The sequence below is a fragment of the Paenibacillus sp. 1182 genome, from assembly GCF_017833915.1.
Classification (GTDB): Bacteria; Bacillota; Bacilli; order Paenibacillales; family Paenibacillaceae; genus Paenibacillus; species Paenibacillus polymyxa_D.
Genome location: NZ_JAFICR010000026.1, coordinates 1 through 11970 on the forward strand (window position 1 = coordinate 1; position 11970 = coordinate 11970).

Sequence of the window (11970 nt, forward strand, 5' to 3'; positions counted from 1 at the left end):
GGGGTAACCCCCCTGCTTCTCCAGAGACCAGAGCATTATGATGTAAAAAAGAAACCCACGTCTCAAAATGACGGGGTTTCTCGACAATCTGAAGATCCCGATATATCATCGGGATCTTTCTTGATGTTTGTAAAATGACTAGTTCCAGACTTTTTTTACTGGTTCCACAGTTTTTTTATTGGTTCCATACATCTTTTACTGGTTCCACACTCTTTTATCACCAGACAATTAATTTAGAATTTTACTAAAGCTTATTCTACGGTAACGCTTTTCGCCAGGTTACGTGGTTTATCAACATCATGACCCAGCGCAAGAGAAGCGTAGTAAGCCAACAGTTGGAGAGATACAACCGAAATTGCAGCAGACAGAATTGGAAGTGTCTTCGGAATGGCAAATACCTGATCCACGGACTTCAACAACTCAACTGCGTGCTCTTCGTACGTAATCGCAAGAACATCTGCACCACGAGCCTTGACTTCCTTAATGTTGCTCACGGTTTTCTCCAACACGGATTCCTGTGTTACCAAAGCGATAACTGGAATTCCCTCTTCGATCAATGCCAGTGTACCATGCTTCAGCTCACCAGCAGCATATGCCTCGGAATGAATGTAGGAGATTTCCTTGAGCTTCAGGGAGCCTTCCTGTACTACAGCATAGTCCTGACCGCGACCAATAAAGAACAGGTGCTTGTGGCTTGCAATTTGCTCAGCATAGGATTTGATCGCATCTGCTTTACCCAGCATCTCTTCCACTTGCTCTGGCAGAGATTCCATAGCAGCCAGCACATGGGCTACTTGCTCATCCGTTTGTGTGCCACGCACTTGAGCGAGATACAAACCAAACAGATAGAACGCAATCAACTGCGAAGAATAGGCTTTAGTGGAGGCTACGGCAATTTCCGGTCCTGCCAGTGTAACCAACACATCATCTGCATCACGAGCGATGGAGCTACCGACTACGTTTGTAATCGCCAGTACATGAGCGCCGTTTGCTTGTGCTTCACGCAGTGCTGCCAACGTGTCAGCAGTTTCACCGGATTGGCTCACCACGATCACCAATGTCTCTGGTGTTACGATAGGTGAACGATAACGATATTCGGAAGCCACATCATTCTCTACCGGTATACGAGCCAGACTTTCAATAACCGTACGGCCAATCAAACCTGCATTGTAAGCTGTACCACACGCAACAATTTGAATGTTGCGGATATTTTTAATTTGTTCTTCTGTCAGCTTCAGTTCAGGAAGAACAACTTTTTTAGTATCTTTATCGATACGGCCCAACATTGTGTCACGATAAGCCTTAGGCTGCTCGTGAATTTCTTTCAACATGAAATGCTCATAGCCGCCTTTTTCCGCTGTTACAGCATCCCATTCGACATGAATCATTTCCCGAGAAATAAATTGGCCTTCGATTGTCATTAATTCGACAGCATCACTGGTCAAAACAGCCATTTCGCCATCGTTCAAAATAAATACATTGCGTGTATATTTCAGAATAGCCGGAATGTCGGAACCGATAAAGTTCTCGCCTTCTCCCACACCAATAACCAGCGGGCTAGCTTGACGAACAGCAACCAGCTTATTAGGCTCATGCTCTGTCAGCACACCCAGTGCAAAAGCACCGCGCATAAAGGTAATTGCTTTTTGTACTGCTTTAACGATATCCCCTTTATATTCACGCGCAACCAGATGGGAAATAACTTCGGTGTCCGTTTCGGAAATAAAGGTATGACCTTCGCTGATCAGCTGCTCCTTCAGCTCCAGATAATTCTCAATGATTCCGTTGTGAACTACAGAGAACTTTTGGCTCTCATCCAAATGTGGATGGGAGTTTTCATCAGAAGGCTTACCGTGCGTTGCCCAACGTGTATGTCCGATACCTGCATGGCCTACCAACGGCGTACCATCCAGTTTAGCTTCTAGATTCGCCAGACGACCTTTAGCCTTGGCTACTTGCAATCCTGAATCTGTAAACACGGCAATACCCGCAGAGTCATAACCGCGATACTCCAGCTTCTTCAATCCGTCAATCAATACCTCTTGCGTATTCTGATTACCAATATATCCTACAATGCCACACATATTCGTTATCCTCCCGATCATCATTTCACAAGACGACTCATCACAGGACTAACGTGTGCGGTAGATTGTGGAATAAAGTTCATTCATCTATGAAGTTGTCAATGATAACTATAGAATTTACAGGCATCTCTTCACGAATGTAACGAAATTCCCAAACCGCGCACGCCAATGATGATGGCCGCACATTCATGAAATGAATCTTATAATTTAGGTTATAAAATAATAAAGGCATCTACCGGTGCGTTGTGTAAACAGTTGCCTGTTTATTTTCCGCTGCCGGTTTACGGCTTGATGCTTCACCGGAAGGTCCCCGCCGAATGTTTCGAACACCTTCACCTCGTCAGCTTGTTTTGTCGTGAACAGATCTGCAAGCAACTTTATTTCAACTGAATCCGTTGCTTCTCCACCAAGTTCCCCCGCACAAAATCAAGCTCTGGCGCTTGTATTACGTTACCTTACAACCCTCGCTTTCTCTATCTGAGTCACAGCATCCCTATATTATATTCAGCTAAGTATCATTTGGCAATGACACTTTATTCATAATTACACCATGAAGGCAATAAATCGTTAGTAAATAACCGCAAACGCCGTTGCCTGCTTCTTTTTCACAGGCAACCGACGTTTACAAAATTTTAAACTAATTCTTTCTTCACGACATCTACGATCTGACCGACAAATTGCTCCAGCTCATCTTTATCCGGGCCTTCGGCCATCACACGAATGAGCGATTCTGTGCCTGAAGCACGAACCAGTACACGCCCATTATCGCCCAATTGTTGTTCCACCTGCTCAATTGCTTCTGCAATAGCAGGATTCCCCTCGTAATTGCGTTTGTCCTGCACACGCACATTTACGAGCACTTGCGGATACTGTTTCATGAGCGATTTTAGCTCACTCATTTTCTTGCCGGAAGCTTTCAGGGTATCTACCAGCTGAATCCCGGTCAGCATGCCATCGCCTGTCGTATTGTGATCCAGGAAAATAACGTGACCAGACTGCTCGCCACCCAGATTAAATCCACCCCGACGCATTTCTTCCATCACATAACGGTCCCCGACCGCAGTTTTTGCAGTCTTGAGTGCCAGCTTTTCAGTAGCTTTATAAAAACCGATATTACTCATCACTGTCGATACAATAGTACTGTCCTTGAGTTTTCCAGCGCGGTTCATTGCATCTCCGCAAATGCAGAGAATATAGTCGCCGTCTACCTCTTCCCCGTTCTCATCAATTGCGATCAGACGGTCGGCATCGCCGTCAAAGGCCAGACCAATATCCGCTTTCAAGCGACGCACTTCCTCTTTCAGCTTTTCAGGATGAGTCGAGCCGCAATGATCATTGATGTTCAAACCGTTCGGCTCGGCACCGATAGTGTGTACCTCAGCTCCCAATTCTGCAAAAAGCTTCGGCGCCAGCTCATAAGCTGCTCCGTTTGCACAATCCAGTACAATTTTTATTCCTTCAAAAGAATGGCTAATTGTTGTTTTCAAGAACTCCAGATAATCGTAACGTGAATGCTCGTCTACAACAACCGTTCCCAATCCGCCGCCAATCGGACGAGGCAGTTGGTCTTCTTTTGCATCCATGAGCTCTTCAATTTTCAATTCCGTCTCGTCTGTCAATTTAAAACCGTCACCGCCAAAAAACTTAATGCCGTTATCTTCAACTGGATTGTGGGATGCTGAGATCATTACACCAGCGTCAGCTTTCAATTGACGTGTGAGATATGCCACCCCAGGCGTCGAAACAATACCTAGGCGAACCACATTAGCTCCAATGGACAGCAAACCGGCTACAAGAGCCGATTCCAGCATCAGACCGGATATCCGTGTATCCATACCAATAACAACTGTCGGTTTCTCTACATTACCTGCTAAAACATATCCGCCGCAGCGGCCAATGCTATATGCCAGTTCGGCTGTAAGTTCCTGATTAGCAACGCCTCGTACACCATCTGTACCAAAATATTTCCCCATGTAAAATGACTCCCTTTTTTTGTCTAATAAATCATGATTATTTACTACAGATAAAACATGTTATGGCTGACTGTTCTCCGGGGTTCCATTCGCAGAAGAATCTGCGCCGTTATGAGGATTTGTTTTATCCTCCGCAGCTGCGTTGTCCCCGGTCTTAGCGTCAGAGTTTCCACTTTGATTGCCTTGCCCCTCCTGTGGCCTCTCCTGCCCCTTTTCGCCACTACCAGAGGGGTTTGATTCATTCTCACTATTCGGATTCGTTACAGCAGGCGTAGAAGGGCTCTCAATGTTGATCGTTGCCTTTAGTTGGCCAGCATTTCCGGCTTGCGTAATATATTTAGGCAAGCCTACTTTCAGAGTAACCTCGTGTTGACCAGCCGCGAGGCCACTTACATCTGCCACCAAACTAATATCATCATTGGTTAAATTGTTTACCAGATCCTGCGGGCCCTTCACAGTAACATCCATCGTCTTGCCTGCGGGCGCTGTAACAGTCGCAGTCGCTCCATCTCCTGCACCTTGTAAAACGATTGGGATGCCTGACAGCGTCCGTTCCGTATCTGTGACTTCATTGGAAGGAACAACAGTCACCTGAATTTGTATGGACCCTGGCTCGATTTTATCAGAACCTGAGGGGGCTGCCAAATTAGCTTGAACTGTACGAGTCCCCGCTTCCGTAAATTGGCTTAAATCCAATGTAGCCGTGACGTAAGAGCTGAGGCTGCTCAATACATCCTGCGATGCATATACCGCCGCTTCCTTCACGTTTGCATTCACTTTAGAAAGCACCAGTCCGTCTGGCAACTCTCCGGAATAGACAATCTTAACAGGCACAGACTTCGCCTGCTGAGTTACCGGAATTTCAACGGACACAGTAGACGGCTCAATGACCGCTCCCGTAAGTTCCTGTCCCTTTTTATTATAAGCCTTCAGTTTTACACGCTTCTGTTCAAACTTTTCTGAGATGCCATCCGTATTAACAGCCCCCAGAACGGCAGTGACGGTACTCAACTGGCTTTTGGGCAAGGTGACCTTTACGGTCTGAGGAGCAATCACAGGCTTACCAAGCTGCAGTCCCGCATCTGGGTTTCCTTTAGGAACTATAGATACATTAAATGATTTCGTTTGTTTTTCCTCAATCGTCACTGTAACACGGTTAGGAGTCATAGATACCAACTCCACTCCATCCGGCAAGTCCGGTTCGAGTGACAATGTTTTAGTACCTGCTCCTAAGCCGTTTAAGTTTAGCTTTGCTTGATAATTATCTGCGAAAAAGGAAGTCAGCACAGAGCGCTGTCCTCTGACCTCCATCTTAACATGGTCAGTATCCATGGTTGACAATACATATTTTGAATCATCCAGACCACTGGCCTGAATGGCTACATTATCAATCACTTTATTATTATAAGAAACGGTCAACGTAGATGAAGGTGTACCTGTATCTAGATGGACCATTCCCCACAGCAGGACAGCAACCGCAAGCGCCAATATCTTGGAAATCGTATTATTGTTAATCCATTTGTCCATCATGAATTTCCACGGCCTCCCCTCCGATTCCAGAATGAGCCGCGTTTTTCCTTCAAAGACGGTGTTGGCCGCAACTCCTCATACAGCTTGGAGATTAGGGATTCTTCCTTAATGTCGCGCACGACCTGTCCATTAATGGCCAAAGAAATTTGTCCTGTTTCCTCCGATACCACGACAGTTACGGCATCCGTTACCTCACTCACCCCAATCGCAGCCCGGTGACGGGTTCCCAGCTCCTTGCTAATGAACGGATTTTCCGATAATGGCAAATAACAGGCCGCAGAAGCAATCTGTTTATTTTGAATAATCACCGCACCATCATGCAGAGGTGTATTAGGAATGAAGATGTTAATTAGCAGTTCAGAACTGACTACGGCCTGTGTCTTGATACCAGACTCCGTATATTCGTTTAGCCCTGTCTCGCGCTCAAATACGACCAAAGCTCCTATTTTCCTACGTGATAAATAATTCAGCGCCTTAATCATTTCTCCGATTAACTTGTTAATCTCTTCATCATCCGCAGACGAACGCCCAAATAATTTGCCACGCCCCAATTGCTCCAGTGCACGACGCAACTCAGGCTGAAAAATAATAAAGATAGCCACCACACCAAAGGTGAACATCTGATTCATCAACCACTTGAGCGTATACAAATCAAACCAGGTGCTAACCGCCCAAATGACAACCAGAAACAGAATCCCTTTCAACAATTGAACTGCACGCGTTCCGCGAACAAGTAAAATAAGCTGATACATAATATAGGTTACGATCAAAATGTCGATAATATCTTTAATGGACTCTTTCCAAGTCAGGTCCGCAAAATAATCCAACATGCGCATGCCCCCGCAATTTTCTGTAGTGAGTGGGTGTAATATGTACACAGTGTGCTCTCTCTATCTAGGTTATAACGATCAGGCTCACGTTGCAAGCTGTGTGACAAAAGAACCGCCAAAATCAGTAAAATACAGTACAATTCGCCAGCTTCATATACAAAAAAACGCCTTTTCCAGCGGAAAGAGGCGCTCGATATCGTCCTTGCCATTTCAAGCTTCTTTTATGGAGAAGAAGGTCCCCCGAATAAATCAGTAACCTTGTACCAAATCCAATCCAAGGTTTGATCAATACTTTTAACCTGTCCTGCAATATGGGCGGTGGACGCTTGATAATAAGAACCATCAATTACAGTGACATTTCCTTCCACTTCACCGTATACACGGGCTTCACCATTTTGCACTGTTAAATCTCCGGCAATGGATTTCCCCTCAGGCACAATCACAGTATCGCCCTGAATAACAACTTGATCCAGATGACTTCCTTTGACTACCAATTGATGGTCCGTGCCAGAAAAGCTGGCCATGCTTGAGCATATAACAATAAGGAAGAAGGCGGCGGCTGTTACAGCGGGATGCCTTTTCACCCAGGTCAGCATAGGCACCGCAGTCTGTCTTTTATGCGGCGGCAAAGCATTCATAATGCGAAATGTCAGCTCATCCGATACACACGGCACTTGATGATAGCGTGTACCGTAAAGCATCGCATCCGTCCGCTCCAGCTCTTTAAAACGCATGCGGCATTCCGGGCAGTCTAACAAGTGCTGTTCCAACTCATGTTTGTCCTGCTCAGACAGGTCGCCATCTAGATAGTCATGCATAAAAGAGACGGCTTGTTTGCAATCCATATGAGCCAATCCTTTCTAATATTCTTCCGTGTTTCTCAACATAACATGCTCCGGCTTAGAAACTTTGCTCATCTTACATACGTTACAACGAGCATTATGTTTCATAAAAACATCTACGCAGACTCTTTTCCTAGAATCTATGCGCATGATCTATAGCTTGTGCTCCAGTTTTTTGCGCAGAAAATCCCGTCCCCTGTGTACTCTTGTCTTAATAGTGGTGACTGGGAGATTGAGCACATCGCTGATTTCCTGTAAGGAAAGCTCCTGCAAGTACCGTAAAACCATAATCGTTCTGTATTTATCCGGAAGGCTGTCGATGGCGTCATGAATCAAGGCCTGTGTTTCAGACAGAAGCGTGCTCCCCTCAGGGGTAAGCTCTTCACTGGCGAGCATGGCGTATCCATCGACACCTTCCTGATCATTCATTTCAGCATCAAGTGAGTATGTAGGTTTTCTCCTTCGCAGACGATCAATGCACAGATTTGTAGCAATTCGATAAATCCAAGTTGAGAATTTCTGTCCATGATCGTATTTTTCCAAATTACGATACACACGCAAAAAAGTTTCCTGCACCAGATCCTCCGCCTCATGGCGATTACCTAGCATCCGGTAGGAAAGATGAAAAATCCGATCTTTATATAACTCGACTAACTCCGCAAAAGCTCGCTGATCGCCTTTCTGTACCAGCCTTACCAAGCGGCTTTCCATATTATCCACTCTATACTCCCCCAGACTTGCTGATGGGTTACTTATTATATGTTTATGATTATTCATCGTAGTTTAATTTTATCCGGAAATCAACTGTAGTATTGTTACTAACTGCAAGCACGCCTGCCTTCAATATACAAACAGCACAATCGGGTACCCCATGAGTACCCGATTGCCTGTATTCGTACAACCGCACTATATCAGCCCGTATTTCTCAAGCCTGCGGCAATTCCGTTAATCGTCAACAATACCTCACGTAGCATCTCCGTATCATCACCGTTCTGATCCCGCAACTCCCGTAGCTCACTTAGCAATTGAACCTGCAAGTAACTTAACGGATCGACATAAGGATTACGCAAGCGGATAGATTCCTGAATAACCGGCACGTCGTCCAAAATCTCGGATTGTCCGGTTATTTTCAAAATCAACTCAGATGTCAGCTTAAACTCCGCTGAAATCTGCCCGAAAATACGCTGCCGGGCCTCTTCATTATCCGACATCCCAGCGTACTCTTCTGCAATCAGTAAATCCGCTTTAGCGATTGCCATTTGCAGTGTATCAATAAGTGACCGGAAGAAAGCAGAGTCCCTAAACATCGTTTGCAGCACTTTAAGGTTATCCTCATTGTTTTGATAGAAGCTTTGCAAACCTGTTCCAGCCGCATACCATGCAGGTAACAAGTAACGGCTTTGTGTCCATGCAAAAACCCATGGAATGGCGCGCAAGTCCTCAAAACGTTCGCTGTTCTTACGCTTGGATGGACGAGATCCAATGTTGAGCTCGCCCACCTCAGGCAACGGTGTAGATTCTTTGAAGAAGTTGAAGAAATCTGGATCTCGGAAAATCAAATCCTGATACTTATCCAGTGATACTTGGGAAATGCGGGCGATAATCTCCTCCCAGCTCTCCTCAAACACTTCCTTCTTCCCGGAACGATGATATGCTACAGCCGTAATCAGCGCCGATGTTGCCTGCTCCAAGCTCCGGTACGCGATACCTCTGAGCGAGTATCGGGATGATAGTACTTCACCTTGCTCCGTAATCTTGATTCCGCCTCCAATCGTATGAGGAGGTTGAGCCAAAATACTGCGATTAAGTGGCATTCCTCCACGACCCAGCGCACCTCCACGACCGTGGAAAAACTTCACTTTTACGCCAAACTCATTAACTACTTCCGTAATGCTGTTCATAGCGACCCGAAGTTCCCAGTTCGCTGTAACCACACCGCCATCTTTATTGCTGTCCGAGTATCCCAGCATAATCTCCTGAAGCTGGTCCATCGCAGCCACAGATTGTCGATATACAGGCAAGTTCATCAATCTTCTCATAATATCAGGTGCAGCGTGCAGATCATCTATCGTTTCGAACAAAGGGACAGATTGCAGCGTACAGATAACAGTGCCATCCTTCTCGATGCGGAACAGGCCTACCTCTTTGGATAAGACCATAACCTCCAGTAAGTCACTAGCTCCCTGAGTCATACTGATCAAGTAGCTTGTAATGGACTGCTTGCCGAATTCCTCCTGAGCCAAATAAATCGTACGATATACATCAAGACATTCCTGTGTGCTATCGCTATATTTTAAATAAGGTGAAGTAATCGGACGAGGTTCATTCAGCAGCTTTTCCAGCAGATTAATTTTTTCTTCTTCTGACAGCTTACTGTAATCCGACACAATATTCATTTTAGAAAGAATTTCAGTCATCGCATTTTCATGTTCCTGACTATGCTGACGGACATCCAGCGTAGCTGTATGGAATCCAAACAACTCTACCTGGCGAATCATCTTTTGAATATACGTGTTTGCCACATAATCGGCAAAATGATGACGCAGACTGTGGTCAATAACATTTAGGTCTGCAATGAGCTCTTCCGCAGAATTGTAACGCTCATTGGTACCCTGTTTGCTTTCATCCAGGATGTTGTTCACTTTAGCAATCATATATGCCAGTTTAATGCGGTAAGGCTCTTTTTCGTTATGCCATACTTCCATCTTTTTAAGTGTAATGTGAGTACGGTCTTCTTCAATAGAAGCCAGCAGAGCATCGGAAACTCGCACAATGCTGGTGCTGAAACTCAAGTAACCCATGAGTTCCTTTAACGTGTGCTGATATTCTCTCAAAGCCAACTTGCGCTGCATACGTAACGTTTCCCAAGTCACATGAGATGTCACAGACGGATTGCCGTCCCGGTCTCCACCGATCCAGGAACCAAATCTCAGATAAGTGGGTATGTGCCATTTTTGTTCGGGATAATATTTGTCTAAACATCGTTCCAATTCTTGATATACATCTGGCAGTACATGAAACAAGGTCTCGTGAAAATAATACATTCCATTTCTTACTTCATCTAATACAGTTGGCTTGCGATCACGCAGCTCATCTGTCTGCCACAGCGTAATTACTTCGTTTAGCAGATTCTCCCGTACCTGTTCCCGCTCACGCAAGGTAAGCATCGGATTATCCAGCAGCATGACGTCCTCGGAAATGCGCTTATGGATATCAAGTATTACTCGTCGTGTCGCTTCTGTAGGATGTGCGGTCATGACCAGCTCCAAAGAGAGCTCATTCAGCAAGTTACTAACGTCCTCAGCGGAGAAGCCCCCTTGTTTAAGCTCCTGAACGGAACTTTCAATGGAACCAGGTTGAACATCTTCACCAGCCGAATGCTCATAATCCCGCTTACGACGAATACGATGGTTTTGCTCAGCGATATTCACCAACTGAAAATAAATCGCAAACGCGCGAATAACCTGGTGACGAATATCCGTATCCAGTCCGCTGACCATTTGTTTGAAATTCTCATACAACTCCGGCTGATACCCGGCACGTAACGATTTACTTGTCTCACGTATTTTCTCCACGATATCCAAAAGTTCGTTGCCACCCTGATGAACCAATACCTCACCAAGAATATTCCCTAGAAAACGAACGTCCCGCCGCAGCAGATTGTTGGATTGGTTTTTGTTAGCGGTTAACGTAAGCTCAGTCATGCTTTTCCCCCCATCTGATCTGTTCCACACCATATACAGTTGTAGAAAAGGTACGTATACACACGAAATTTGACACTTTCTTAACATCATACAATAAAACCGCATGAAAAGCTGCAAAATTTACAGTAAAAAATCATCTTTTTGAATTACTTCTTTCGAGAAAATATTGGATTCTTATGAACAAATATGAAATTAATAAATAGAAATTAATGTATACACTAGTGATACGTGAAACATTATGCACAGTCTCTTATAAAGAGTGTGTTTTTAAAGGTACAAATTCATGCAACGTAGTGTGTATATGTTTATTATTTGTTGACAAAGTCAACTCCATTAGCCTTCTATCCACAAAGATATACACAAATTAGCCATTTTCTCAGTGTTTCTAAGGTATTTCCTCATTAACACTCCGATTTTTACCCACATAAATAAAGGGAAATGTGCACAACCCAAGAGCAACTGTTGAGTTATCACCATAAATTCGCACCATAATAGCTATAGGATTCCTATATTTAAAGGATTTGATCACGAAATTAGCCTTACTGCAGGAGAAAGGGGTACGTTAGAGGAGGAAATTCGAGATCTAGGTGTCAAAAGTAACAAGAGCCTATGTACAATATACACAAGTCATCCCCAACTGTGCATGACAGGAGACATATTTGCATTGGCCTATATACATAGAAGTAAATGTAATGTGGACAAAATAAAAAGAAGCCTTTCGGCTTCTAGGTAATCGGTAAGCGGGTGATGGGAATCGAACCCACGCTATCAGCTTGGAAGGCTGAAGTTCTACCATTGAACTACACCCGCAAATTAGTATCGGGATGACACGATTTGAACATGCGACCCCCTGGTCCCAAACCAGGTGCTCTACCAAGCTGAGCTACATCCCGATATTATACTTTTTTAAATATGGCGCGCCCTGAGAGATTCGAACTCCCGGCCTTTTGATTCGTAGTCAAACGCTCTATCCAGCTGAGCTAAGGGCGCAAATATGGAGCGGACGA

General features: G+C 44.8%; 7 protein-coding genes and 3 tRNA genes. All 10 read right to left on the bottom strand.

What is annotated here, in order from left to right:
* Positions 1 to 251: 251 nt before the first annotated feature.
* The 10 genes from glmS to JOD82_RS28590 all read right to left on the bottom strand — a co-directional run bounded on the left by glmS (position 252) and on the right by JOD82_RS28590 (position 11953).
* Entirely contained in the window at positions 252 to 2084 is a 1833-nt protein-coding gene (gene glmS / locus JOD82_RS28545; protein WP_029516807.1) for a glutamine--fructose-6-phosphate transaminase (isomerizing), read from the bottom strand.
* Positions 2085 to 2716: 632 nt separating this feature from the next.
* Complete coding sequence (gene glmM / locus JOD82_RS28550) at positions 2717 to 4057, bottom strand: phosphoglucosamine mutase (protein ID WP_029516808.1); 1341 nt, start codon at positions 4055 to 4057, stop codon at positions 2717 to 2719.
* A 60-nt stretch (positions 4058 to 4117) separates the two neighbouring features.
* Positions 4118 to 5587, bottom strand: a complete 1470-nt coding sequence (locus JOD82_RS28555) for a CdaR family protein (RefSeq protein ID WP_209950376.1) — start codon at positions 5585 to 5587, stop codon at positions 4118 to 4120.
* Entirely contained in the window at positions 5584 to 6417 is an 834-nt protein-coding gene (gene cdaA / locus JOD82_RS28560; RefSeq protein ID WP_013312127.1) for a diadenylate cyclase CdaA, read from the bottom strand. Before cdaA ends, JOD82_RS28555 begins: the two co-directional genes overlap by 4 nt.
* Before the next feature lie 221 nt (positions 6418 to 6638).
* On the bottom strand, positions 6639 to 7262 hold the full coding sequence (locus tag JOD82_RS28565) for an anti-sigma factor (RefSeq protein ID WP_069011562.1): 624 nt from the start codon (positions 7260 to 7262) through the stop codon (positions 6639 to 6641).
* Between the two features lie 150 nt (positions 7263 to 7412).
* The gene (gene sigW, locus JOD82_RS28570) at positions 7413 to 7979 is read right to left on the bottom strand and encodes an RNA polymerase sigma factor SigW (RefSeq protein ID WP_016818747.1); all 567 of its coding nucleotides are present in this window, start codon (positions 7977 to 7979) and stop codon (positions 7413 to 7415) included.
* Between the two features lie 191 nt (positions 7980 to 8170).
* A complete protein-coding gene (gene ppc / locus JOD82_RS28575) occupies positions 8171 to 10963 on the bottom strand; it encodes a phosphoenolpyruvate carboxylase (RefSeq protein ID WP_029516811.1) in 2793 nt (930 codons plus the stop codon).
* 739 nt (positions 10964 to 11702) lie between these two features.
* Positions 11703 to 11773, bottom strand: a tRNA-Gly gene (locus tag JOD82_RS28580).
* Positions 11774 to 11782: 9 nt separating this feature from the next.
* Positions 11783 to 11856: transfer RNA gene (locus tag JOD82_RS28585), tRNA-Pro, on the bottom strand.
* A gap of 20 nt (positions 11857 to 11876) precedes the next feature.
* Positions 11877 to 11953 (bottom strand) — tRNA-Arg (locus JOD82_RS28590).
* Between the last annotated feature and the right edge of the window lie 17 nt (positions 11954 to 11970).